Annotated in this window: 24 protein-coding genes; 10 read left to right on the top strand and 14 right to left on the bottom strand. The window is 66.5% G+C overall.

Annotated features, from left to right (window positions below):
- Nucleotides 1–48 precede the first annotated feature (48 nt).
- The 4 genes from QFZ46_RS11335 (at nt 49) to QFZ46_RS11320 (ending at nt 5007) form a co-directional block, all read left to right on the top strand.
- Nucleotides 49–834: a DNA/RNA non-specific endonuclease gene (locus QFZ46_RS11335; RefSeq protein WP_307361456.1), complete on the top strand. Its 786-nt coding sequence runs from the start codon at nt 49–51 to the stop codon at nt 832–834.
- Nucleotides 831–1163, top strand: coding sequence for a hypothetical protein (locus QFZ46_RS11330; protein WP_307361454.1), 333 nt, complete (start codon nt 831–833; stop codon nt 1161–1163). The genes QFZ46_RS11335 and QFZ46_RS11330 overlap by 4 nt, the downstream gene beginning before the upstream one ends.
- 32 nt (nt 1164–1195) lie before the next feature.
- The gene (locus QFZ46_RS11325; RefSeq protein WP_307361452.1) at nt 1196–2596 is read left to right on the top strand and encodes a threonine/serine exporter family protein; all 1401 of its coding nucleotides are present in this window, start codon (nt 1196–1198) and stop codon (nt 2594–2596) included.
- 221 nt (nt 2597–2817) lie between these two features.
- Nucleotides 2818–5007, top strand: a complete 2190-nt coding sequence (locus tag QFZ46_RS11320; protein ID WP_307361449.1) for an alpha/beta hydrolase — start codon at nt 2818–2820, stop codon at nt 5005–5007.
- Between the two features lie 92 nt (nt 5008–5099).
- Here QFZ46_RS11320 and QFZ46_RS11315 read toward each other — a convergent pair whose 3' ends face one another.
- The 4 genes from QFZ46_RS11315 to QFZ46_RS11300 all read right to left on the bottom strand — a co-directional run bounded on the left by QFZ46_RS11315 (nt 5100) and on the right by QFZ46_RS11300 (nt 8273).
- Nucleotides 5100–5807: a spermidine synthase gene (locus QFZ46_RS11315; protein ID WP_307361447.1), complete on the bottom strand. Its 708-nt coding sequence runs from the start codon at nt 5805–5807 to the stop codon at nt 5100–5102.
- 22 nt (nt 5808–5829) lie between these two features.
- Complete coding sequence (locus tag QFZ46_RS11310; protein ID WP_307361446.1) at nt 5830–7278, bottom strand: amidase; 1449 nt, start codon at nt 7276–7278, stop codon at nt 5830–5832.
- 151 nt (nt 7279–7429) lie between these two features.
- The gene (locus tag QFZ46_RS11305; RefSeq protein WP_307361444.1) at nt 7430–7666 is read right to left on the bottom strand and encodes a hypothetical protein; all 237 of its coding nucleotides are present in this window, start codon (nt 7664–7666) and stop codon (nt 7430–7432) included.
- Between the two features lie 58 nt (nt 7667–7724).
- Nucleotides 7725–8273, bottom strand: coding sequence for a TetR/AcrR family transcriptional regulator (locus QFZ46_RS11300; RefSeq protein ID WP_307361441.1), 549 nt, complete (start codon nt 8271–8273; stop codon nt 7725–7727).
- Between the two features lie 89 nt (nt 8274–8362).
- Here QFZ46_RS11300 and QFZ46_RS11295 point away from each other — a divergent pair, with 89 nt between their 5' ends.
- Nucleotides 8363–9310 carry a ketopantoate reductase family protein gene (locus tag QFZ46_RS11295; RefSeq protein ID WP_307361439.1) on the top strand — a complete coding sequence of 316 codons (948 nt, stop codon included), beginning with the start codon at nt 8363–8365 and terminating at the stop codon, nt 9308–9310.
- Between the two features lie 12 nt (nt 9311–9322).
- Here QFZ46_RS11295 and QFZ46_RS11290 read toward each other — a convergent pair whose 3' ends face one another.
- The 5 genes from QFZ46_RS11290 to QFZ46_RS11270 all read right to left on the bottom strand — a co-directional run bounded on the left by QFZ46_RS11290 (nt 9323) and on the right by QFZ46_RS11270 (nt 13958).
- Complete coding sequence (locus QFZ46_RS11290; protein WP_307364582.1) at nt 9323–10438, bottom strand: fatty acid desaturase family protein; 1116 nt, start codon at nt 10436–10438, stop codon at nt 9323–9325.
- A 133-nt stretch (nt 10439–10571) separates the two neighbouring features.
- A complete protein-coding gene (locus QFZ46_RS11285) occupies nt 10572–10835 on the bottom strand; it encodes a hypothetical protein (RefSeq protein ID WP_307361437.1) in 264 nt (87 codons plus the stop codon).
- A 234-nt stretch (nt 10836–11069) separates the two neighbouring features.
- Nucleotides 11070–12200 (bottom strand): low temperature requirement protein A, encoded by a 1131-nt coding sequence (locus QFZ46_RS11280; protein WP_307364580.1) that lies wholly within the window; start codon nt 12198–12200, stop codon nt 11070–11072.
- A 64-nt stretch (nt 12201–12264) separates the two neighbouring features.
- Complete coding sequence (locus QFZ46_RS11275; protein WP_307361434.1) at nt 12265–13446, bottom strand: glycosyltransferase; 1182 nt, start codon at nt 13444–13446, stop codon at nt 12265–12267.
- 107 nt (nt 13447–13553) lie between these two features.
- Nucleotides 13554–13958: an SIP domain-containing protein gene (locus QFZ46_RS11270; RefSeq protein WP_307361431.1), complete on the bottom strand. Its 405-nt coding sequence runs from the start codon at nt 13956–13958 to the stop codon at nt 13554–13556.
- Nucleotides 13959–14034: 76 nt separating this feature from the next.
- On the opposite strand from QFZ46_RS11270, the gene QFZ46_RS11265 reads away from it, so the two are divergent.
- Genes QFZ46_RS11265 through QFZ46_RS11255 form a run of 3 tightly spaced genes read left to right on the top strand, consistent with a single transcriptional unit; the run spans nt 14035 to nt 17488 of the window.
- Nucleotides 14035–14298: a glutaredoxin family protein gene (locus tag QFZ46_RS11265; RefSeq protein ID WP_307361428.1), complete on the top strand. Its 264-nt coding sequence runs from the start codon at nt 14035–14037 to the stop codon at nt 14296–14298.
- 28 nt (nt 14299–14326) lie between these two features.
- A complete protein-coding gene (locus QFZ46_RS11260; protein WP_307361425.1) occupies nt 14327–15712 on the top strand; it encodes an MFS transporter in 1386 nt (461 codons plus the stop codon).
- A gap of 30 nt (nt 15713–15742) precedes the next feature.
- Entirely contained in the window at nt 15743–17488 is a 1746-nt protein-coding gene (locus QFZ46_RS11255) for an aldehyde dehydrogenase family protein (protein WP_307361422.1), read from the top strand.
- Nucleotides 17489–17540: 52 nt separating this feature from the next.
- Here QFZ46_RS11255 and pip read toward each other — a convergent pair whose 3' ends face one another.
- Both pip and ypfJ read right to left on the bottom strand, forming a co-directional pair.
- Nucleotides 17541–18506, bottom strand: a complete 966-nt coding sequence (gene pip / locus QFZ46_RS11250; RefSeq protein WP_307361420.1) for a prolyl aminopeptidase — start codon at nt 18504–18506, stop codon at nt 17541–17543.
- A gap of 91 nt (nt 18507–18597) precedes the next feature.
- On the bottom strand, nt 18598–19467 hold the full coding sequence (gene ypfJ, locus QFZ46_RS11245; protein ID WP_307361417.1) for a KPN_02809 family neutral zinc metallopeptidase: 870 nt from the start codon (nt 19465–19467) through the stop codon (nt 18598–18600).
- A gap of 57 nt (nt 19468–19524) precedes the next feature.
- Here ypfJ and QFZ46_RS11240 point away from each other — a divergent pair, with 57 nt between their 5' ends.
- Nucleotides 19525–20514 carry a malate dehydrogenase gene (locus QFZ46_RS11240; protein ID WP_307361414.1) on the top strand — a complete coding sequence of 330 codons (990 nt, stop codon included), beginning with the start codon at nt 19525–19527 and terminating at the stop codon, nt 20512–20514.
- Between the two features lie 68 nt (nt 20515–20582).
- Nucleotides 20583–21053, top strand: a complete 471-nt coding sequence (locus QFZ46_RS11235) for a dehydrogenase (protein ID WP_307361411.1) — start codon at nt 20583–20585, stop codon at nt 21051–21053.
- 10 nt (nt 21054–21063) lie between these two features.
- Here the strand turns inward: QFZ46_RS11235 and QFZ46_RS11230 are convergent, their stop codons facing one another.
- Genes QFZ46_RS11230 through QFZ46_RS11220 form a run of 3 tightly spaced genes read right to left on the bottom strand, consistent with a single transcriptional unit; the run spans nt 21064 to nt 23293 of the window.
- Nucleotides 21064–21552 (bottom strand): DUF6630 family protein, encoded by a 489-nt coding sequence (locus QFZ46_RS11230; RefSeq protein ID WP_307361410.1) that lies wholly within the window; start codon nt 21550–21552, stop codon nt 21064–21066.
- Nucleotides 21553–21582: 30 nt separating this feature from the next.
- Nucleotides 21583–22515, bottom strand: coding sequence for a hypothetical protein (locus tag QFZ46_RS11225; protein ID WP_307361408.1), 933 nt, complete (start codon nt 22513–22515; stop codon nt 21583–21585).
- A 16-nt stretch (nt 22516–22531) separates the two neighbouring features.
- Nucleotides 22532–23293, bottom strand: a complete 762-nt coding sequence (locus tag QFZ46_RS11220) for a PoNe immunity protein domain-containing protein (protein ID WP_307361405.1) — start codon at nt 23291–23293, stop codon at nt 22532–22534.
- Nucleotides 23294–23338 lie beyond the last annotated feature (45 nt).

Genomic DNA, 23338 nt, shown 5'->3' with positions numbered 1-23338 from the left:
CTGCATCCTGGTATCCGCGACCCCGCCGCATCCGGCACGATGGAACACATGACTGACGGGTACGACGCCGGGTTCCTGGCCACGCCGCTTCCGATGCCCAAGCCCGCGCTCGAAGTTCGGGAGCTCACCTATCCGCGGTTCTCCGTTCTGGTCGAGCCGCAGCGCCGTCTTGCCGCAGTCACGGGCGTGAACATCGACGGTGCGCGTCTTGTCGATGTGCCGCGCACCGGCGATTGGCGCCTCGATCCGCGGCTCCCCGCGGACGAGCAGACCGGTCCGGATGTGTATGCGCGAAACGACCTCGATCGCGGTCACCTCGTGCGCCGCCGCGACCCCGGCTGGGGCTCGGCCGACGAAGCGCGGGATGCGACGGAAGCAACTTTCTTCTACCCGAACGCAGCGCCGCAGGCAGCGGGCTTCAATCAGTCCAAAGAGCTCTGGCTCGGCCTCGAGGACCACGTGCTCGACTACGCCGAGACGACCGACCAACGCGTGTCGGTCTTCACCGCGCCGACGCTCGCTGACGACGATCCGCCCTACCGCGGCATCCGGATCCCCCTCCGCTTCTGGAAAGTCGCCGCATGGCAGAGCCCGAGCGGACTCGCCGCCACCGGCTTCGTCCTCGACCAGTCCGAATTGGTCGACACCTCCGAGGGTCTTCTCGTCGCACCGCCGCTGGGGGCGTTCCGCACCTTCCAAGCACCCATCGCGGACATCGCCGACATGACCGGCATCGACTTCGGCGCATTGCCGGATGCCGATGTGCTGGCAGCACAGGCCGTGCGCCCGGCAGGCTGGCGGACTCTGGCCACCGCGGATGACGTGATCCTGTGAGCGCCGACAATCCGGTGAGCATCGGCGGAACCCGTCGCATCGAACTGACCATGCACAAGCCCTGGTTCGCGCTGTACGCCGGAGTCAGACCCACGCTCGTCATCGCGGGGCGCGGTCAGCCCACGCAGTGGGGCCTCGGCACCTGGCAGGTGCCGTCTGACGAGACGGTGACGCTCGGCGTGTTCCTCTTCAACAGGCTCTGGCGCTTCGGTGAAGCCGACTTCACACTCCACCCCGATGACTCGTCAGCGCTCGAGTACCGGGCACCGGTGCTGCCGTTCGCTCCTGGCCGACTTCGCCTTCACCGCGGCACACCCCCGCGGGGGTGACGCCCCGGTCGCCTCCTCGACACAATGGAGGTATGTCCCCCGAACGCCACTGGAGGTTGTTGACTTCCGTCCGCCGCGCCATCAGCACCGATCCGTCGAAGGTGGCGCTCACCGAGATGCACCCCGTGCTGGGCGAGACGATAGTCGTCAAGATCCTCGACCTCGCGCTGCGGATCGGCGAATCGATGTTCGCGGTCGGCGCCTCAGCGCACGACGTCACGTTCGCGATCACTCGCGTGGCTCGCGTATACGGATTGACCGGGGTGCAGGTCGAAGTCACCTTCAATGCGATCAGCGTCTCGTACCATCGCGGCGAGGAGGACTGGCCGACCACCCTGATGCGCGTCGTGCGTGCGGCGTCCCCCGATCACGCCAAGCTTCAGCGCCTGCAGGCGCTGCTCGTCGACATCGCTGACGGACTCGACCTCGATGCCGCGCGAATGGCCTTCCGGATCATCCGTCGCACGCCGTTCCTGTACCGTCCCCTCGTCGTGATCATCGCCCGAGCGCTGCTCACCGTGGGCGTCGCCATCCTGTTCAGCGCTTCGCCCATCATCATCCTGCTGACTTTCATCGCGGCCCTGTGCGCGGCGTTCACACAGGCCGGCCTCGCACGCCTGCAGGTGCCGTCGTTCTTCAGCCAGATCGCCGGCGCCTTCGTCATCACGGTCATTGCGACTGCGACTTCCGCACTCGGCGCCGCAGGCATCGCGCCGTTCGATCATGTGCAGCCGTCGATCATCGTCGCCTCAGGCATCGTGCTGATGCTCTCCGGACTCACCGTCGTCGGAGCGGCGCAGGATGCGATCGACGGATTCGCGCTCACCGCGGGCGGCCGCATCCTCGACCTCACGATGCAGACGGTCGGCGTCGTCCTCGGCATTCTGATCGGGCTCGAGCTCGCCCGACTGGCGGGATTCAGCATGGCGCTTCCGGATGACATCCTGCCGTTCGGATCACTCCTCCATCAGATCGCAGGTTCCGTGATCATCGCCGTCGCCGTCGCCCTGTTCAACGGCGCGGGCCTGCGGATCATCCTCGTGAGTGCCGGACTGAGCGTCATCGCGATCGTCGGCTACAACGTCGCGATCCTCCTCGATATTCACGAGGCTGCGGCGAGCGGCGTCGGTGCGCTCATGGCGAGTTTCATCGGCATCCTGATCGCCAGGAACTTCCATGTCCCGTCCGTCGCCGTCACGACTGCGGCGATCGTCCCCCTCGTCCCGGGTTCGGCGGTCTTCCGCGGCCTGCTCGGGCTGGCCGACTCCGACGGCACTGCCGAGGGGATGCTGGTCAGCATCAGTCCGCTCGTGCTCGCAGGCTCCATCGGTATCGGCCTGGCCGCCGGCGCATCGCTCGGGCTCTATCTCGGCACCCCGCTGCGCGAGACCCTCGCCAGCGTCGCCAAGTCACGCGCCCGCGTCCGGCGCTGAGACGGCTCCGCCCGCTGCACATTCATCGCGCCATCTCTTCACAACGTTGGAAATTGGCATTGACCTGAGCTGCTCTGTCCTGCAAGAGTGTCCGCGTACGGATTTACGACGTTGTAAATACAGTTGCAGCGGGTTCATCCGCACTCCCCCATCCGACCCGGTGCGAGGCACGCCACCCGCGCCCCACCCGAGTCGGCCGAGTCACACGAGATGAGGAATCGATGGAGATCACATCCGAGAGTCGGCGTTCGAGCCGGCTCGGAAGAACGAGACGAACGGCGGCACTGCTGACCGCCGCTCTCGTTGCCGCCGCGGGGCTGGCATTCGCCGCCCCTGCGACTGCCGCCACCCCCTGGGTGACCGTGCAGGACGACGGCTACCTGAGGATCAGCGTGCCGGGCGCGGCGGTCGAAGAGGCTGTCGGACCGGTGTCGCAGGTCGTCGTCGAAGGCAACTTCGGCCCGTCCCACAACTGGGCCCAGATCGGTCTGCAGCGCAGCGGCGCCAACTGGACCGCCACATACGGCCCCTTCGAGCCCGGCCTGTACTACTACCAGGTCACCGGCGACGACAGCAAGGTACTCAAGGACGCCAGCAACCCCACCAGCGTGGCATCAGAGCCGGAATGGAGCACATTCTTCATCCCCGGCGAGTCGGCCGCGCTCCTCGCGGACGCCCCTGAGGATGCGGGCACGATCGAGACGCTGACGTACACCAGTTCGGTCGAGAACGAGGAACGCGAAGCGCTCGTCTGGGTGCCTCCGACTTACACGCCCAAGGGCAAGAAGCTCCCGGTGCTGTACCTGCAGCACGGCGGCGGCCAGAGCTACCGCGACTGGGTCGAGGTCGGTCGCGCAGAGCAGATCCTCGACAACCTGTGGTTGTCCGGCCAGTTGGAGGACATGCTCGTCGTGATGGGCAACGGCAACGTGTCGGACTTCTCCGCGGAGCTGATGGACAACATCGTTCCCGCAGTGGAGGGCGCCTACAACGTGTCGCCGTCGAGGAACAAGCGGGCACTGGCCGGGCTGTCGATGGGCGGCGGTCAGACGTTCGAGGTCTTCAGCGAGCTCCCTGGTGAGTTCACGGCGATCGGCACCTTCGGCGCCGGCCGCTTCGGCGAACTCGACGACATGCCCGTCCAGAAGATGAACGACAAGACCGACCTGTTCCGCGTCTACGTAGGCAACGCCACGGATGCCGCGCACAACGACGTCTACGACTCGTTCCAGAAGTTCGACGAGCTCGGCCTCGAGTACCAGTTCGACGGCGTCAACCCCGACGCCGGTCACAACTGGAACGCCTGGCAGGAGAACCTGATCGACTTCGCACCGCGACTTTTCACGGGCGAAGCATCCGATCCGGCGATGAGCGAGGGGCACACCGCACTCACCGAGCGCTTCGAGACGCCGGCATCCGGCACCACACCGACGCCGTGGATCAGCGATGACGGATTCGTCACGTTCGAGACGACGACCGACTTCGCGGATGCCGAGTACGTCTCGGTGTGGGCGAACATCGCCCCGGGCGGCAGCTGGCTGCGCGTGGAGATGAACAAGGTCGGCGACCGCTGGCAGACGACCATCGGTCCGTTGGATCCGTGGTTCTACCACTACCGCCTCATCGTCGATCGGCAGCCGGTCAAGGACGCGTCGAACCCGACCTCGGTCACCTCAGAGCCGATGTGGAGCACCTTCCTCGTGGAGGGCGAGGAGTCCCGTCTGCTGACCGACGTGCCGGAGGGCCAGGGCGGCGGTTTGGACGTCATGACCTACCAGAGCACCGTGGCCGGTCAGGAGCGCAGCGCCTACGTGTGGACGCCTCCGGGCTACGATGCCGACCGCGCCGAACCGTACCCGTTGTTCGTGCTGAACCACGGTGGCGGGCAGAGCTGGACGGACTGGGTGGAGGTCGGACGCGCGCGTCAGATCCTCGACAACCTGGCGCTCGACGGTTCCATCGAGCCGATGGTCGTGGTGATGCCGAACGGCAACGTCAATGACTATCCGAAAGAACTGCTCGAGAACGTCGTCCCGACGACGGAGCAGAACTACAACGTCAGCAGCGATCCGCACGAGCGTGCACTCGCGGGCCTGTCGGCCGGTGGCGCGCGCACGCTGTCGGTGATGAAGTCGCAACCGGATCAGTTCGCCTCGATCGGTGTGTTCTCCGCCGGATTCGGCAGCGGAGACGGAGTGGACGTCGAAGCGATCAACGCCAACACCGACATGATCCGTTTCTACATCGGCGACATCACCGACTTCGTCTACCAGGGGATGATGACATCTCTTGCGACGATGGACTCGATCGGCCTCGAGTACGAGTTCGACGGCGTGACGCCTGGCCCGCACGGGTGGGACGTCTGGCAGAAGAATCTCATCGACTTCGCACCGCGCCTGTTCCAGGAGTGAATGACGTCGTCTGACTGATTCGAATCGGGCGGCGCCGCTGCTTCTTCGACACGAAGGAGCAGCGGCGTCGTTCGCGTGTGCGACGGAGTCGGTCAGCCGCGGCTGCGCCCGACGTAGATCGTGTTGGACGACACACCACCGGTGACCGGGTTGTCGAAGTCGACGACGTGCGCTGCCGATTCGTCGAACACGGCGTTCATCTCGACCATGAAGTCGTCATCAGGCGGATCATCCGACCAGAGAGCGAAGACCCCGCGCAGCGCGAGATGGCGGTCGAGCGCGCGCAGCCCGGCCGCGTCGTACAGGTCGGCGTGCGTCGGGTCGAGCTGGTGCCGCGGGGAGTGATCCACATCGAGCAGGATGGCGGAGTACCCGCTCTGGCCCTTCGCAGGCGCGGCCCGCATCACGGCGAAGAAGTCATCCTCCACCAAGGTCGTGCGCGCATCGCTCACGAGCTCGGTCGACACCGGCAGCAGCATCCGCTCGTGCCAGCCGATCACGGCACCGAGCCGGTCGATCACAGTGAGCGCACGCACACGCTCGTCGCGCAGTGCGGCGACGGCCGTGTACCCGAGGCCGAGCCCGCCGACCAGGACCGAGAGTTCATCGCCCTCGACAGCGGCGAGCCCCAGGTGAGCGAGCTCTTCCTCGGCCACTGTGAACAGGCTCGACATGAGGTACTCGTCGCCGAGCTTCACCTCGTAGATCTCCTGGCCGACCGCCGGCTCGGTACGGCGCCTCAGCATGAGGTCGCCGATCGGTGTGGGCTGCCAGTCAAGTTCTTCGAACCGAGTGATCACTGCGGCGTCCCTCCGTCATGCCTCACACTACCCGCGCGGGTACCGCCGACTGAACGCCGAACGCTACTCGCGCCAGGCAGCCGGTCGCGGCAACGCGCCGACCCTGCGCTCCCAACTCCGCGGCGAGCGTGATTATCCGCGCCTCTCCGCCCGGTCGACCGATCAACTGCACGCTCACCGGATGCCCTGACGCGCTCAGCGTCACCGGCACGACGATCGCCGGCAACCCTGCCACATTCACGAAGCTCGAGTAGGGCGCGTAGCGCACCTGCTGCGAGAAGTTCGCGCTCGCATCCGTCGGGTGGAACCATCCGACCGGCTGTGGTGGCAGCGCGAGCGCCGGTGTCAGCACGGCATCGAACAGGGCGAACGCTGTGATGGTCTCGCGCTCGAACACCGTCGCCGCGGCGAGCGCTTCGAGCACCTGCGCCCCTGTCAGCTCCCGGCCCTCGCGCACGAGCCATGCGGTGATCGGTTCCACGAGCTCGAGCTCTGCATCCGAGAGATTCATCCGTGCGGCGCTCGTGCGCCAGATGGTCGTGAACAGCTCCGCATAGCCGCGCGGACGCCAATCGAACCGGTCGACGCCATGCCCGGCATCCGCGAGCAGCGCCGTCGCGACGTCGACCGCGCGCGATGCCTCGGGATCGAGCCGGATGTCCTCGCTGTCATCCCACGGCGAGACGGTCGTCACGCCGATGCGAGCGGATGCCGTATCCGCCGTCGCTGCGTTGAGGAACAACCCCGCACCCGGCGCGGCCGTCGCGTACGAGTACCGTCGCCCGGCCACCTGCACATCGAGCAGCAACGCGGCATCCGCCACGGTACGCGCGATGGGCCCCGCCACCGGCAGGCCACCGGGGCTGTCGAGACCCGATGCGAACGGCACCCTCCCCCGCGACGGTTTGATGCCGACGACGCCGACGGTCGCAGCAGGAATCCGAATAGACCCACCGCCATCGGATGCCGGCGCCAGGGGAAGCAGCCCCGCAGCCACCGCAGTCGCGGCACCGCCGCTCGATCCGCCGGCGCCGTTGATCGGGGTCCACGGGTCACGCGCGGGCGGAGCGATCTGCGTCTCGGTGTAGCCGGTGAGGCCGAACTCCGGAGTGTTCGTCTTTCCGAGGCTGATGCCCCCGGCCTCGTCGAGCACCGCGGCCTGATCCGCGGTCGCATCCGGCACGAAGTCCTGATGCAGCCGGGAGCCGAATCGCGTCGGCACACCCGCGCGGGGAACAAGGTCCTTGTCGGCGAACGGCAAGCCCCACAGCGCGCCCTCCGGCGCTTCGTCGCCGAGTGCCGCTGCGCGGGCGAGCGCAGCATCCGCTGTCACCTCGACGAAGGCACCGAGGCCATCGTCCAGGCGCATGATGCGGTCGAGATAGTGCCGGGTGAGCTCGACAGGGCTGACCTCGCGCGCACGAAGCGCCACCAACTGCTCGTTCGCCGTCAGGTCGTGCAGCTCAGTCATGGCTCGAGCCTACGGGCGCACCCGATCGTCGTCGCCGAGAACACCCAGGCAGACGCGCACAACGTCACGCTCCGACGAGGCGGAGCAGATCATGTGGGGCAAGTCGCCTCCGCCGACGTCATGCTCACGGAGCGCTCCGGCGCATCCCGGCTCACTGCCTCGGTGGCATGCCATGCTGCTGCGTGCTCGGCGGCCCTGCGTAAGGCCCGCCGGGGCGCAGCCCCGCACGTTCCGCGTCTGCGCGCAGGATGCCGTTCTTCACGGCCGTGCGCATGAGAAGGTAGCCGATCCACAGCATCAGCGCGATGGTTCCGAGGTAGATCACCAGCCCGAAGATGATCGCACCGATTCCGAGGCCCGCGGCCATTCCTGAATAGTCGTTGTCCATGCCCACAACGTAGCGAACGGCTCGCCCCACCGAAAGGGTGCACACCTGCCACGGTCGGTCAGCGCGACGTGATCCCGTCGATCAGCAGTTCGATCGCCGCCCTCGAATCTGACGCCCAGAGCGGACGATCAACCGCGGATCCGATGCCGTGCAATACCACCATGACTGCACCCGATGAGACGTCTTCGCGGATGGCACCGTCGGCAACAGCGCGATCCATCAGTTCGGCGACCGTGCGCTCCAACTCGCTTCCACCGAGTTCTTGGGCATGAGGACCCACCAGAGCTGCGAGCGTCCGCGCCAGTGCCGCATGCACCACGACATAGTCCACGAAACCTCGTAGGAACGCTTCGAGAGCCTCCCCCGCCGGCCCGGTCGATTCACGGGCGCACTCGCAGAGGGCGAGCACCTCGTCCTGATACACCGCCGCCGCCAACGCTTCTCGAGTGGGGAAGTGCCGATAGAGAGTTCCCACGCCGACGCCCGCTCGGCCCGCAAAGTCGTCGAAGCGCAGCTGATCGCCACGATCGAACGCCGCCCGCGCGGCCGCCACGATCGCGTCCCTGTTGCGGCGAGCGTCCGCCCGCATCGCCCGCACTTCGGCCATACGTCCCCCTTTGACATCCGGAGATGGTTTCCATATCGTAGCATTCGGAGATTATCTCCATTTACTAGGTGACCTGAAGAGAGACGACGATGCGAGTTCTGATGTTCGGCCGGGGAGTGATCTCGACGATCTATGGTCATGCGCTGCAAGAAGCCGGACACGACGTGGAGTTCCACGTCCGCAAGGGCCGCGCCGAGCAGTTCGGCGACGAGGTCGTGGTGGATCTCATCGACGCACGCCGCTCACCGCTCGGCATGCGCTCCCGTCTCGCAGTCCCCACCCGGCTGCGAGAGTCCGTCGGATCAGCCGACGGGTTCGAGCTCGTCGTGCTCAGCGTCGGACATCACCACCTTGAAGCTGCTGCGGAATTCCTCGCTCCCCGAATAGGTGACGCGACGGTGCTGGTGCTGGGCAACGTGTGGGATGAGCCACTCGCTGCCGTCGAGCCGATTCCGGCGACCCAGGTCGTATTCGGGTTCCCGCAGGCCGGCGGCGGGTTCGACGACGATGGCGTCCTGCGAGGCGCCCTTATGCGCACCTTGATCGTGGGCAGGTCCGACACCGCACCCAGCGCACGGCAACTCGCCGTGCGAGGCGCGTTCCTACAGGCGGGGTTCACCATCCGAGAGGAGAAGGACATGCGAGGCTGGTTGTGGCTGCACTTCATCGCCGACGTCGGAATGCATGCTCAAGGCCATCGTCACGGCGGTCTGGCCAACATGATCGGCGACAGACGGGCCCTCCGCGACGCGTTCCTGATCACCCGAGAACTGCTGCCCGTGATCCAAGCGCGGGGCGTCGACCTCCGTCGGCACCGCCGTGCCATACTCCCCTTTCGCCTGCCTGCACAGACGAGCGCTGCGCTGGCATGGGCATCCACCCGCTTCGCAATCGCTCAGGTCAGCCTGGCGGCGCACACCGATCCGGACGCGCCCGAACCTCGCGCCGTTATCCGTGACGCATTGCTTGAGACTCGCCGGCTCGGCATCCCGACACCGCGACTCGACGCGGCCCTCTCCAGCGAAGGCGTCCGCTGATTCCGAGGGAGCCTACGCCCGCCCGAACTGTGCCACGGCAGGGCAGTCGAACGGATCGGCACCCGCGGAGAGTCCCACGCGGTTCAAGTACTGGATGACGATCGCGTACGACTTGAGAAGGCTGGTCTCGGTGTACGGCACATCGTTGGCGAGGCAGTAGTCGCGCACGATCTCCCTGGCCTTCGCCAGGTGCGGGCGCGGCATGTTCGGGAAGAGGTGGTGCTCGACCTGGTAGTTGAGGCCGCCCATGAATATGGTCACCCACCAGCCGCCGGAGATGTTCCGGGAGGTGCGGACCTGCTTGGTGAAGAAGTCCAGTCTGGCGCCCGGCTCGATGATCGGCATGCCCTTGTGGTTCGGTGCGAATGCGGCACCCATGTAGACACCGAAGACGGCGAGCTGCACGCCCATGAAGGCGAACGCCATTCCGAGCGGGAGCATCAGGAAGACCGGTACCAGAACGGCGGCGAGACGCGCGGTGATGAGGCCCAGTTCGATCCAGCGCCCCTTGACGTCCTTCTTCGTGAGCAGGTACTTCAGGCCGAGGTAGTGCAGGTTGAGGCCTTCGAGCGTCAGCAGCGGGAAGAACAGCCACCCTTGCTTGCGGGTGATCAGACGGATCAGGCCTCGCGACTTGGCGGCATCCTCTTCGAGGAACGAGACCGTGTCGACTTCGATGTCGGGGTCCTTGCCCACCTGGTTCGGGTTGCCGTGATGCTTGGTGTGCTTGTTGTCCCACCAGGAATAGCTCATCCCGACGAGACCGACCAGGACGCGCGCAAGCCGGAAGTTCGCCGGCCCGGAGGTGAGGACCTGCCGGTGCGCCGCCTCATGGGCGACGAAGGCGATCTGCGTGAAGATGATGCCGAGCGCGCCGGCGATGAGCAGCTGGAACCAGCTGTCGCCCAGCAGGATGAATCCGGTCACCGCACCGCCGAGGGCGACTGCGATGCCCACTGCGTTGAGCAGGTAGAACCACTTGGTGCGCTGCAACAGGCCCATCTCGCGAACGACCTGTGACACGTTCTTGAAGGCGCGTGCCATGGGCGGGAAATCAGCGTTGCCCGCGTATGTCTGACGTACCGGTCCGAGGGTGCTGGTCGTTTCGACGACCGTAGATGTGGAGATGTTGCTCTCCTGTCGATCGGAGCCCTTGAGCTATGGAAGCCAAGGGCAGTTGCCGATCGCTTCTCTTCAGGCTAACGCGACCCGCATACGCGGGTGGGCATACGTTTCTCAGGTTTCGCGGCTCGATCGGACTTCACGAGCGCGCGCGGCTCAGGTGGCGGCGCAGCGTCTGCCGGATCGAGCGGGTGGCACGACGGGGAGAGCCGTCGAGGGCGCGGCGTGCGTCGGAGAGGGTCGCGAAAGCGCCCAGTTCGTTACCGTGGCTGTCGTGCACGACGTGCGCCGTGCCGGCGAACTCGACGAAGCCGGCGAATTCGCCGTCTCGAGTCGCGACGTGAACGTTGTCGTCTGCCTGCTTCCAGCTCAGTGGTGCTTGTGAATGTGTGGTGATACTCATGGTGATGCTCATTGCTTTGTGCGGGCGCACCTCAGGCGCGCCTCATGGTTCTTGAGATCAAGAGCGGATGCCGCGCGCGTCGGTGCGAGCGGTCCTTTACGACCCTGATCAGTGGCGACGTGATGCGCCGAAATCGCGGCGAATCCTTCACGTTGCGTGTTCAGTCTAGCAGGCGCAGACCGTTTTCGTAGCGGGTCTGCTCGCGGGCGGATGCCTGGGATGCGTCGCGAATGCCTACGAATCCTGTTTCACGACCGGCGGACGGAGCACCAGGACCACGACGATGATGATCATGATGCCGGCGGTCAAGGCGATCGGAATGGGCAGGAGCGGGTCCAGCAGTACGACGAGCGCACCTATCGGAAGCACCGTGTTCACGACTCGATCGGCGTTGTCCCGGATCGCGATCCACCAGATCCCGAGGAGGAACACGGCGATCGGCACCGTGACCGCCAGCGCGGCTGCCGTCGCGCCGAGTTCGCTGTGGCTGGTGAGAACGTCGATCTCCACTTCGATGCCGGCGGAGAATGCGGCAGCGGCAGCGAACACGAAGTAGTGCGTGTACCCGTATCGCAGCGAACTCGCGAACGAGGCGATCGCGCGGTGGTGCGGGGGCCAGAAGTAGATCCACCACAGCGAAGCGGTCACGACGAGAGTCAGCACGGCGATCGAGATGAGCGGACCGAGCGATTCGGCCTCATGCAGTGCTTCGATGATGGCGTTGGCCGAGGCGAGCAGGCTCTCGCCGAGCACGATCAGCGTGAACAGCCCGTAGCGCTCGGTGATGTGATGCGGATGCCACGGCGTCTGCTGCCGGTATTCGGCGAACACGGGGATCGAGATCTCGACGAGCGCGAAGAGCACGAAGGCGGGAACGCGAACCTCCGCGGGCAGGAAGAGGAAGCCGACCCAGAGAACCTGAGCGAACGCGATCCCGAGTGCGTAGCGTCGTGTGGCGCTGCGGATCGGGCCGGAGTGACGGGACGCACGCAGCCACTGGGCGATCATCGCGATGCGCATGATGACGTAGCCGATCACCGCGATCGTGAAGTCACCCTGTGAGAACGCGTTGGGCACGCCGGCGGCCAGCACCAGCACCCCACCCATCTGCACGATCGTCAACACGCGGTAGAGCCAGTCGTCGGTGTCATATGAGGTGGCGAACCAGGTGAAGTTCATCCACGCCCACCAGATGGCGAAGAAGACCATCGCATAGCTGGTGATTCCGTGCAGGATGTCGCCTTCGGCAAGCGCATGGTGCAACTCAGCGGAGGCGATGCTGACCGCGACCACGAACACGAGGTCGAAGAAGAGCTCCAGCATGCTGGCGGCGCGGTGAGGCTGATGCGGGTCTCTCGGCAGCATCCGGGTCAGTCGATACCGGGAGGTCACTGTCTCTGCATTCACCGGGACATCGTAGCCCGGCCGGTCAGAGCTCGCCAGGACGCATGGCCTCCGCGTCGATCGCAGAGATGATGCGCTGAGGGGCAGTGCGCGGTCGCGGCTCGGAAGCGGCACCCGCGACTCGTGACCGCCCGCGCCGCGGCGCATAGACGAACAACGAGTGGAAGAGGAACCTGGCGAAGAAGGCGACGATCAGGGAGAGCCCGGTCGCCAGCACACTCGAGATGTGCCAGGTCTCGACCATCAGCGCCATGACCGGGATCCGCAGGGCCGCCTCGACGTTGTTGAACGTGAAGGATGCGGCGAACCGAGAGCCGACGCCACGAGCATCAAAGCGCATGTCGCCGAAGACGAACCGTTCCTGCAGGAAGAAGTTGCCGACGATGGTGACCTCGGCGCCGACGATCGCTGCCCAGATGTACGGCATTCCCATCGTGGTGAGAGCCCACATGATGGCGAGATTCACGACCGCGCCGATGCCGCCGATCACCGCGAACAGCGACATCTTGCCGAAGCGCAGACGGGCGAGGTGAGCGACGAACGTCGCACCCTGGCGCATCGTGGCCTTCGACGTGCCGTTGCGGCGCTCGGAGAACTCCATCGGCACCTCGGCGATCCGCACGTCGGAGCGCGCCAGGATCTCGAGCAGGATCTTGAACCCCTGCGGGCGCAGCCCCGGCACGTCCAGGCTGCGTCGGTCGACGAGGAAGAAACCGGTCATCGGGTCTGTACTGCGGGCCAGTCGCCGCGGGAACATCGCCTTGGTGAGCCAGGTCGCTGCCCGTGAGATGCCGAATCGCACTGCTGTGCCGAGTCCACGAGAGTCGCCGCCGCCGACATAGCGGGATGCGGCGACGATGTCGACATCCCCCTGCTCGAAACGACTCAACAGTTGGGGGATCAGTTCGGGCGGATGCTGCAGGTCGCCATCCATGACGATGCAGGTGTCACCTGCAGCCTCAGCCAACCCGAGCGCGACCGCGCCGCTGAGGCCTCCCGTGTTCTGCGCCCGGTGGATCACTCTCACCGGCAGCGGCGCGTCGACTGCGACCCGCGTGATCTCAGCAGCCGTGGCGTCCGTGCTGTCATCGACGAAGAGGATCTCGGCATCGTGCCCGTCCACAGCGGCGGCGACCCGCGAGATGAGTTCGGCGACGTTGTCGCGCTCGTTGAACGTGGGGACGATGATCGTGACAGCGGTGCCCACGTGCGTCCCCCTCCCATAGCGCCGATAGGTAGAGGTCCATCGTTTCACGGTCCGCTATGAAGGTGCGCATCGACCGGGAACAGTCAGGTGCTCGACCCAGGGCCGATTCACGCCTGCGGAGGCGCGCTGACTCCGAGCAGGCTTCGCGCCATCTGAGCGACCCGCGGTGGCGTGTGCGGTCCGAGCCATACGGTCCAATCCGTCTCCGGCTCGGCGCAGGCCCATTCCACGCACCACGCATGGACGGAGATACCCAGGCGCTCGCCCCGGGCGCGCGCCTGGGTGCCGTCCCCCCTCATGAGCCATCGCACCGACACGCCCTCCGGGACATCGACATGGCGGATCTGCACCCGCGCCGCGGCTTCGAGGATCACGGTACCCATCGCGTTCCAGGGCAGCCGTCGGCACACCTCGGCGATCGCCGAAAGATCATGCACGTCGCCGGCGATCAGCACCGGCCCGTCCATGTGCTCCCAGTCGGGCTCGTGGAGGTGTTCGCATGCGGTGGTCACGCTTCGAGTATAGGTAAGGCTGCCCTTACTTGGCAAGATCGATGCCGCCTCATCCACGCGGTCGTATCCTGGATTGATGACTTCTCCTGCCTCTGACTCCATCACCCTCTTCGGCGCCGACTGGTGCCGCGACTGCATTCGCACCAAGAAGCAGCTCGATGAGCTCGGTGTCGAGTACACCTACGTCGACCTCGTCGCGGAGCCCGCGGCGGCTGACGTCGCCAAGGAGATCTCCGGGCGCACGAACATTCCTGTCGTCGTCTATCCGGACGCTTCGCACCACGTCGAACCCCGCAATGAGGACGTCGAGGCGAAGCTCCGCGAACTCGCCCTGATCTGAGCCCGCTCCGCGCCGCTACACTGGCGCGATGAGCAACGACGCTCGACCCGAACGAGCATCCGTCCGCCTTTCCGCGCGCACGATCGTCAACTACGCGATCGGATCCCTCGGCACCGGCGGCTACGCCACCCTGCCCGGGCTCGTCCTGACGTACTTCCTCACCGACAACCTCGGAGTCGCGGCTCTCGCCGCCGGCCTCATCGTCACGTCGGCGAAGGTCTGGGATGTCGTGATCGACCCCCTGATCGGCGCGGCATCCGACCGGCAGCTCGCCCGCACCGGCTCTCGTCGCGGCTTCATGGTCGTAGGCGCCCTCACGTTGCCGATCTTCTTCGCTCTCACATTCGCCGTGCCGCCGTCGTGGGGACCGGTCGCGAGCGCGATCTGCGTGCTGCTCGCCTTCCTCGGCACCGCGACATCCTTCAGCCTGTTCCAGGTACCGTATGTCGCGCTGCCTGCCGAGCTCACCCGCAGCTACGACGAGCGCACCCGTCTGCTGGGCTGGCGGGTGGTCGTGCTCACGGCCGCGATCCTGCTGTTCGGCGCAGGCGGCCCGATGCTCCGCCGCGCGACCGGCGATCCCGTCACCGGCTACCTGCTGATGGGGATCGTCGCGGGTGTCGCCATCGGGATCGGGATGCTGATCGCCAGTCGCACTGCGGCCGCCGCGGCAGCCGCCCCCTCGGCAACACCCCCCGTGCCGGTGAGCCTGCGCACGCAATACCTCTCGGGCTTCCGCGCGCTGCAGAGGAGCCTCCCGTTCCGTGCGCTGCTCGGCACTTTCCTGCTGCAGGCTCTCGCCACCGGCACAATGCTGGCCGGCGCACAGTACGTCGCGACCTGGGTGCTGCGCGACGAGTCCGCGGTCGAAGTGCTCTTCATCGCCCTCGTCGGCCCCGCCCTCATCGCCACTCCTGCGTGGACGGTGATCGCGAATCGCATCGGCAAAGAGAGGTCCTTCCTCGCCGCCAGCATTCTGTTCCTCATCGCATCCGCGACCATCACCTTCGCGGTGTGGGCGCCAGGATCGTGGATCTACGCCTCCGTCGCTGTCGCAGGTGTCGCCTACGCCGGCCTCCAGTCGCTGCCCATGTCGATGCTGCCCGACGTCATCTCGCACGACGAGCGCGCGACAGGCCCTGGCCAGGCCGGAACGTTCACCGGCATCTGGACGGCTGGTGAAACGATCGGCTTCGCTCTCGGTGCGACTGCGGTGTCGCTCATGCTCGCCTCTACCGGGTACATCTCCAGCGTGGCCGGCGCGAGCGTCGTCCAGCCGGATGCCGCAGTCGCAGGAATCGTGCTCAGCTTCAGCATCCTCCCCGCCGTTCTGATGGCCCTCAGCCTCGTCCCGCTGTCCCGGTATCGGCTGCGCCGGCACGATATCGAGGCGGCTCCGATCCAGCCCGCATAAGCTGAGAATCCCCGCGCGAAGGAGATGCCGATGACGTCAGCAACCGCCGTGACCCCCGCTACCGGACTCGACGAGGCCGACCGCGAGCGGCTGAATGCCGCGATCGAAGACCTCGGCGAAGGAGCACGCACCTGGTCGGCACTCAGCGTCGGGCAGCGGGCGACACTGCTGCGCGCGGTCCGCACCGGCGTCGCCGCATCGGCCGAGGAATGGGCGCATACGGCGGCGGTGTCGAAGGGCCTGAACGGCGGTCATCCGCTGCGCGGCGAGGAGTGGCTTTCGGGTCCGTACAGCACCCTCGGCGCGCTCGACGCGTACATCGAGACGCTGTCGAGGCTCGCCGAGGGTCGCAATCCGCTGGAGGACATCCGCATCGACCGTGCGCCCGGTGGACGAACCCGCGTGCACGCCTTCCCGCTGACGGGCATCGACAAGGTGCTGCTGTCCGGCTTCACGGGCGAGGTCTGGCTCGAGCCGGGCGTCACACCGCGGGCTGCGCGCGCGGGTGCGGGGCTTGCTCAGCGCACGCCGGGAGAGTCCGGCGGGGTTGGACTCGTGCTCGGTGCGGGAAACGTCACGTCGATCCCGGTGCTCGACGTGCTCTACGAGCTGCTCGCTCACAACCGCACGGCACTGCTGAAGGTGAATCCGACGCAGGATGCGCTCGTGTCGGTCTTCGAGCACGCATTCGCACCTCTGATCGAACCGGGATTCCTCCGCATCGTCAGCGGGGGCGGTGACGTCGGCACGTACCTCACCGCGCACCCGGAGCTCGCGCACGTGCACATCACTGGGTCGGCGGCGACGTTCGATGCGATCACGTGGGGCACAGGGGCTGCGGGGAAGAGGCGGCGGCGAGAGAACCGTCCGCAGCTGAAGAAGCCGATCACCGCAGAGCTCGGCGGCGTCTCGCCGATCATCGTCGTGCCGGGTGAATGGACCGACGCAGACCTCACCTTCCAGGCAGAGCACATCGCGACGATGCGGCTGCAGAACTGCGGTCACAACTGCATCGCCGGTCAAGTCGTGATCATGTCATCGGAATGGGCGCAGGCCGATGCGTTCCGCGCCGCGCTGCGTCGTGCCTATGCCAATGCTCCTGAGCGGCCGACCTGGTATCCCGGGTCGGAGGATCGCATGCAGCGCGCCGGTGACGACTATCCGAACGCCCTCGTGCTCGGAGACCGGCTCCTCGTCGAGATCAGCGAGGGCGAGGATGCGACGGCATTGCAGAACACCGAGTACTTCGCACCAGTGCTCGGCGTGGTCGAGGTCGGCGGAACGGGGCAGGATTTCCTGGACGCGGCCGTGGCGCATGCGAACCACGAGCTGCAGGGCACGCTCGGCGCGAACCTGCTGATCGATCCCGCCACGCAGAAGGCGCTGGGCACCGGGTTCGAAAAGGCGATCGCGAAACTGCGCTACGGCTCGATCGCGATCAACGCCTGGACGGCGGTCGGATTCATCACGCCGACGCTGACCTGGGGTGCATTCCCTGGGAACACACTCGCGGATGTCGGCAGCGGGATCGGCGTCGTGCACAATGCGCTACTGCTCGACCGCGTCGAGCGATCCGTCCTGCGCGGCCCGTTCCGGCCGTTCCCTCGGTCGCTGCCCGGCGCGAACGGCGGTGGACGCTTCACGATCCTGCCGAAGCCGCCGTGGTTCGTGACTGCGGCCACCGGCGCGGTCGTGAGCGAGGGCCTCACGCGCTTCCGGGCAGACGGCGGAGCGCTCGGTCTTGTGAAGACGCTGCTGCGGGCACTCCGCGCCTAACGGGCGGGACCGTCTCGCTCGCCGTCGGCCGGCTCAACGACCTCGTGGACAGTCAGTCGTCGGCGAAAAGGTCGGCTGCGTCGCGCAGCGCCTGCTGGATGCCTGGTTCGGTTGCCGCGTGCCCGGCGTCGTCGATGACCACGAACTCCGCTTCCGGCCATGCGCGGTGCAGGTCCCACGCCGTCATCATCGGTGTGCCCGCGTCGTAGCGACCCTGCACGATGACTGCAGGAATGTGGCGGATCCGGTCGACGCCGGCGATCAACTGCCCCTCGCTCAACCAACCGCGGTGCAGGAAGAAGTGATTCTCGATCCGTGCGAGCGCGACGGCGGCGGCAGGCTCGGTCATGGCCGCCACCACGTCCGGGTCCGGTCGCAGCGTGATGATCGACGCCTCCCATTTCGCCCACGCGATCGCTGCGGGCACGTGCACAGCGGGATCAGGGTCGCTCAGGCGCCGGTGGTACGCCTCTGTCATCCGGCTCCGCTCCAGCACGGGTATCGGAGCGATGAACTCCTCCCACCGATCGGGGAAGAGCACCGCGGCTCCGCCGTCGCAGAACCATTCCAGCTCGAGGCGTCGCAGCGTGAAGATCCCGCGCAGGATCAGCTCGCTCACGGAATCCGGATGCGCCTGCGCGTAGGCGAGCGCGAGTGCACTCCCCCACGAACCGCCGAAGACCAGCCATTTCGCGATGCCGAGATTCCTGCGCAGCAGCTCGATGTCGGCGATCAGATGGGGCGTGGTGTTGAAACGCAGATCTGCGTCGGGGTCGCTGACGTGCGGGGTGCTCTTGCCGCAACCGCGCTGATCGAACAGCACGATGCGGTACTTCTCCGGATCGAAGAACTGCCGTTGCCATGCCGAGACGCCGCTGCCGGGCCCGCCGTGCAGGAAGACGACCGGTTTGCCCTCGGGGTTGCCGCTCACCTCCCACGCGATGCGCTGGCCGTCGCCCACGATCAGCATCCCGCTGTCGTACGGTTCGATCGGCGGATACAGTGCGTCCAACTTCATCGGCTTCTGGCCCCCCGGTCAGTGAGTCGTCCGCCTTCTGGCGGTCATTCCACCGTACCGCGCAGTGTCAGAGGTCCCGTGCAGGCGGGCCTCAGAGCTGGCTGCCGTCGACGGCGAACGTGTCGCAGCTGCCGAGGCCGTTCTCGTACCCGCTCGCGAACCAGTACTGCCGCTGATCGCTCGAGCCGTGCGTCCACGATTCCGGGTTGCTGAAGCCCGACTGCTCCTGAATGTGGTCGTCACCCACCGCGAATGCCGCGTTCAGAGCATCCTTCAGCTGCGCCTCGGTGGGCGTCTGCAAGTACTCGACCCCGTTCTCGTCCTCGAGCGTGGCAGCGTCGGCCAGCCACGCACCGGCATAGCAGTCGGCCTGCAGCTCGGTGCGCACGCTGTTGCTGTCGGGACCGGTGCCGTTGTTCGGGTACTGCGTCATCGTCCCCGTGATGTTCTGAATGTGGTGGCCCCACTCGTGGCCGACGATGTACAGCTGCGCCAGCTCTCCGGCGGAGGCGTCGAACTGCTGCCGCATGATCTGGAAGAAGTCCGGGTCGATGTACACGCCCTGCTCCGGTGGGCAGTAGAACGGTCCGACCGAGTTGGATGCCGTGCCGCACTGCGTGGAGGTCTGCCCCTCGAAGACGTACAGCTGAGGAGGCGTGTATCCCTCGACGTGCTGAGCCCAGTAGTCGTCCAGCAGCACCTGCGCTCCGGCCATCCGGCAGTCGTCCTGCGTGTTCGCGTCCTCGCCCGTCTCGCAGGCGAGCACCGTGCCGCCGGATTCCGGTGCACTGCCGCCCTGGGTTCCTCCGCCGACGAGCCCCGACAGGTCGATGCCCAGCAAGGGGCCTGCCAGCAGCGCGATGATGCCGAGGAGTCCGACGCCGCCACCGGCGATCGCCGCTGTGCGTCCTGGGCGGCGCGTGCGGTGCCCGGAGATGTCAGAGTCAGGGTTGAAGGTCATGGGATGAGATTACTCCGCGCACTGCACTGTGTGCGGGTTGCGCCGTAGGCTCGTGTCATGGCGACGACGATCACGATCACAGGTGCGGGCGGACAGATCGGATACGCACTGCTGTTCCGCATCGCGGCCGGAGACCTGCTGGGTCCGGATGAGAAGGTACGACTGCGGCTGCTGGAGATCCCGCAAGGCCTCGGAGCGGCGGAGGGTGCGGCGCTGGAGTTGCAGGACGGTGCGTTCGACCTGCTCGAGCACGTCGAGGTGACGGATGACCCTGCCATCGGGTTCGCCGGGGCGAATCTCGCGCTGCTGGTCGGCGCGCGGCCGCGTGGCCCCGGCATGGAGCGCGCGGATCTGCTGGCGGCCAACGCCGGGATCTTCGGCCCGCAGGGCAAGGCGATCGCCGAGCACGCCGCGGCTGACGTGCGCGTCACCGTGGTCGGCAATCCAGCGAACACGAACGCGCTGATCGCCGCTGCCGCAGCCGAAGGTCTTCCGACCGAGCGCTTCACCGCGCTCACCAGACTCGACGAGAACCGCGCCCGTGCGCAGCTCGCGCTCGCCCTGGACGCCCCGGTGTCGAGCATCCGTCGCGTGCCGATCTGGGGCAATCACTCGGCGACCCAGTTCCCCGACGTGTCGCATGCCACCGTCGACGGCCGGCCCGTCGTCGAGGCTCTGGCTGAGCGCGTCGGTGATGTGCGGGACTGGCTCGATAAGACCTTCATCCCCCGTGTTGCGAAGCGCGGCGCCGAGATCATCGAGGTGCGCGGGTCTTCGTCGGTGGCTTCTGCGGCAAACGCGACGATCGAGCACACTCGCGACTGGGTTCGCGGGACGGATGACTGGACCAGCGCCGGCGTCGTCTCGCACGGCGAATACGGAGTGCCGGAAGGCCTCGTATCGTCCTTCCCCGTACGGGCAGTCGACGGCGAATGGCAGATCGTCGAAGGACTCGAGCTGGACGAGTGGGCTCGCGCGCGGGTGGATGCCTCTGTCGCCGAGCTCGTCGAGGAGCGAGAAGCCGTGCGGTCGCTCGGGGTCCTATAGCCCGATCTTCCAGGTCGGGTACCCGCTTGTCCGAGGCGCAAGGCAGAATGGATGCTGGAGGTGCGCCGATGAGCGATTCGACTGATCTGACGACAGGGGACCATCTAGTCGGCGAGCCGATGACGAGTCCGTTGCACCTGCCGCATGCGGCCACCGAGTGCGAGAAGTGCTTCACCGAGCTGCAGCACGATCACGAGTGGTGGCATGCCCGCCCGCAGGGCTCTCGCCTGGTCGGACTGGTGATCTCACGCGACGGCATGCCTACTGTGGTCGAACAACGTGATGAGCTCACTCGCTTCGGTGTTCCGATCGAGGGATTCCGCCATCCGGCTCCCGAGATCCTTGAGAGCTGGAGCGATCGCCTGGCGCGGTTCATCTCTTCATTGCACAAGGGTGATGTCCTGGTCGTCGCGAACGCGCGTGCGCTTGGTCGGGATCGCGACGAGGAGACCCGCACGATCACCGACCTGCGGCAGCGCGGCATCATGGTCAAGGTCCTGAGCCACGACTCCCGGCACCTCGCCGACGCGGTGCGCTGACCGATTCTCGTCAGGGGTGCGTGCGGGCGACGTGCCCGAGCGAACTCGCGAGCGCGACGATCTGCTCCGCATCATCGGCCTCGACGGCGACCAGCGGGTAGGCATCGGAGTCTTCCTCGAGGTAGACGAGCGTGAGCCCGTGCTCGTCGAGCATGCCGTTCGCGACCGCCACCGCGGTCGGCAGTTCTGCCTCGATGTCGCCGATCGCGTCGAGGTCGATCCCGGTCGCGAAGATGCGCGGCAGGCCGGCAAGAGCGTCGGCGAGCTGTGCACCTCCGTCCTTCCAGTCGAGGTAGGCGAGCGCCCCGGCTTCGTCGAGGCCGTCGATGATGACCAGCCAGGGGTCAATATCGGCGGCCGATTCGATGCCGCGATCGCGGAGGTCGTCCGCGTGGGCCGCATAGTATTCGGCCGGGTTCTCGACCGCCGTACGCACCGAGGCTGCGAGCTCTGCATCATCGTCGAGCAACGCGCACAGACGGGTCCAATCGTCGCTCATGCGTCTCCTTCTGTCTTCAGGTCCACGCTTTCAGCCTGCCAGAAGCTCCTCAGGGAACCTCGAAACCTCGAAGTGATCCGGAACCGTGCCCGCCGAGGGTGTGAGCACACCGGGCAACTCCAGGAGCCGCTCGAAGGGCACCCGCTGCATCCGACCGTCACCTCCGTTGAGCACGATGAAGTCCGCGCGCGGGATGACGGTGTGCACGTCCTTCGTCACCGTCGCGTAAGTGGTGAAGGGTCCGTCATCTCCCTGCTGGGCGAGCTCAAGCGTGGCGACGAACACGTCTACGCCGGCAGCAGCGTACGTACGATTGAGGACGTCACGGGCAGCGCTGTACTGCACCTGATCCCAACGGCGACCCATCCGCCCCACCTCCGCGGCGACGCTCTCAGGCCATTCGAATCGCTCCCATCCCGACGCACCTCGAACGAGGGGCGTGATCGAAACGCTGCGGTCTGTGTTCGCCAGCACGCGGTCGGCCGCCGCCGCTACGGACGCCAGCGAGGCGTGATCATCGGCGAACCCGACAAGCGTGTGCCCGACGTCGGGGATCACGATCACCGGCACGGCATCAGGTCGTAGAGCCGATACTGCGGCTGGATCGCGCAGCGCGGCAGCGGCGAAGGCCACTGAGCGGATGACAAGTGCTGCGCCGAACTGCTCGATGGGCGACTCGGCCTGCGCGCGGGCTGCGGCGCCGGCCCGGACGACATCGTCCATGGTCACGCGCCATTCCTCCAGCATCGTGGTGGTGACGGGCACGTCCGCATTAGGCAGATCGAGAATCGCGCCGACGTAGTAGTCCTCGACGACAGGCACGGCCGCATCGACTGCCTGCTCCACGCCTTGCACAGCCAGCAGCTGCGCCCGGATCTGGAACGGCACCACTCCGACGGGCCGGTCGGTAAGCACAGCGCGTGCCTCGTCGAGGCTCGCGGGGATCTCTATCTCACCGGTCATGAGTTGCTCCTTCGGTTCAGGCTGATGCGCCGCTGGTCAGCAGATCGCCGGGGTAGAACTCGTTGCTGCGGAAGAGTGTGCCATCGATGCCGAGAGCGACAACCACACCGGTTGCCTCGAAGGCCCAGTAACCGGAATACAGGTTCTTACCGAGGGACTCATGTCCGCCCCATCCCCAGATGCCCTTCCACGCGGTGTACCAGTTCTTGAGATACTTCTCGATCGTCTGCGACGGATCAGCGGCGTCGAACGCCTCATTCAGCGCTCCGACGATCTTGGGAAACGACAGCGTCTCACCCACCGGGTGCAACGGACGCCTGCTGGCGATGAGTCGATCGATCAGCCGATCTCCCCAGCCGAATTCCACAGCCGCGACGACACGATCAAAAGTCGCATCGTCGACACGGAACGCCAACGCCAATGACACCAGCGACAACCACTCGCGATAGAAGTCCTTGCTGTTGCCGAACGCGAAGCGCACAACTCGCTGTTCGATGGGAAGGAACTCCAACTCGAGACGCAGAGCTCTTTCCGCATCGCTGAGAACGGCGTCGAACTCGGCCCGTAGCACCTCGACGGACGCACCCTGCGAATAGAGCGCGCTGAATCGATCCCAGCGTTGCTTCATCACGTCGCCAGCGACCTGCCCGATCATCTTCGGGTCTGCCCACTTCTCCACGGGGCGCTCGAATCGTCGATCGTTGCTCTCGCATCGGGTGGTCAGATACTCCACCACGTTGTCGAAGTACGCCTGGTCGGCACGGGTGTCGCGCAGCACCGTAATCTCCTTCTCGTCTCCCGGTCGGATCGTCGCTCAGCGAGT

Source organism: Microbacterium murale (assembly GCF_030815955.1).
In the GTDB taxonomy this organism is placed as follows: domain Bacteria; phylum Actinomycetota; class Actinomycetes; order Actinomycetales; family Microbacteriaceae; genus Microbacterium; species Microbacterium murale_A.
This window is presented reverse-complemented; position numbering and strand designations above follow the sequence as displayed.

Excerpts from the sequence above, each read along its gene's own strand:
- QFZ46_RS11240 (WP_307361414.1), top strand. The coding sequence starts at position 19,525 with ATGGCGACGACGATCACGATCACAGGTGCGGGCGGACAGATCGGATAC.
- QFZ46_RS11260 (WP_307361425.1), top strand. The coding sequence starts at position 14,327 with ATGAGCAACGACGCTCGACCCGAACGAGCATCCGTCCGCCTTTCCGCG.
- QFZ46_RS11305 (WP_307361444.1), bottom strand. The coding sequence starts at position 7,666 with ATGGACAACGACTATTCAGGAATGGCCGCGGGCCTCGGAATCGGTGCG.
- QFZ46_RS11225 (WP_307361408.1), bottom strand. The coding sequence starts at position 22,515 with ATGACCGGTGAGATAGAGATCCCCGCGAGCCTCGACGAGGCACGCGCT.
- pip (WP_307361420.1), bottom strand. The coding sequence starts at position 18,506 with ATGAAGTTGGACGCACTGTATCCGCCGATCGAACCGTACGACAGCGGG.
- QFZ46_RS11285 (WP_307361437.1), bottom strand. The coding sequence starts at position 10,835 with ATGAGTATCACCACACATTCACAAGCACCACTGAGCTGGAAGCAGGCA.
- QFZ46_RS11300 (WP_307361441.1), bottom strand. The coding sequence starts at position 8,273 with ATGGCCGAAGTGCGGGCGATGCGGGCGGACGCTCGCCGCAACAGGGAC.
- QFZ46_RS11310 (WP_307361446.1), bottom strand. The coding sequence starts at position 7,278 with ATGACTGAGCTGCACGACCTGACGGCGAACGAGCAGTTGGTGGCGCTT.
- QFZ46_RS11265 (WP_307361428.1), top strand. The coding sequence starts at position 14,035 with ATGACTTCTCCTGCCTCTGACTCCATCACCCTCTTCGGCGCCGACTGG.
- QFZ46_RS11295 (WP_307361439.1), top strand. The coding sequence starts at position 8,363 with ATGCGAGTTCTGATGTTCGGCCGGGGAGTGATCTCGACGATCTATGGT.
- QFZ46_RS11235 (WP_307361411.1), top strand. The coding sequence starts at position 20,583 with ATGAGCGATTCGACTGATCTGACGACAGGGGACCATCTAGTCGGCGAG.
- QFZ46_RS11335 (WP_307361456.1), top strand. The coding sequence starts at position 49 with ATGACTGACGGGTACGACGCCGGGTTCCTGGCCACGCCGCTTCCGATG.
- QFZ46_RS11325 (WP_307361452.1), top strand. The coding sequence starts at position 1,196 with ATGTCCCCCGAACGCCACTGGAGGTTGTTGACTTCCGTCCGCCGCGCC.
- QFZ46_RS11280 (WP_307364580.1), bottom strand. The coding sequence starts at position 12,200 with ATGCTGCCGAGAGACCCGCATCAGCCTCACCGCGCCGCCAGCATGCTG.
- QFZ46_RS11320 (WP_307361449.1), top strand. The coding sequence starts at position 2,818 with ATGGAGATCACATCCGAGAGTCGGCGTTCGAGCCGGCTCGGAAGAACG.
- ypfJ (WP_307361417.1), bottom strand. The coding sequence starts at position 19,467 with ATGACCTTCAACCCTGACTCTGACATCTCCGGGCACCGCACGCGCCGC.
- QFZ46_RS11255 (WP_307361422.1), top strand. The coding sequence starts at position 15,743 with ATGACGTCAGCAACCGCCGTGACCCCCGCTACCGGACTCGACGAGGCC.
- QFZ46_RS11230 (WP_307361410.1), bottom strand. The coding sequence starts at position 21,552 with ATGAGCGACGATTGGACCCGTCTGTGCGCGTTGCTCGACGATGATGCA.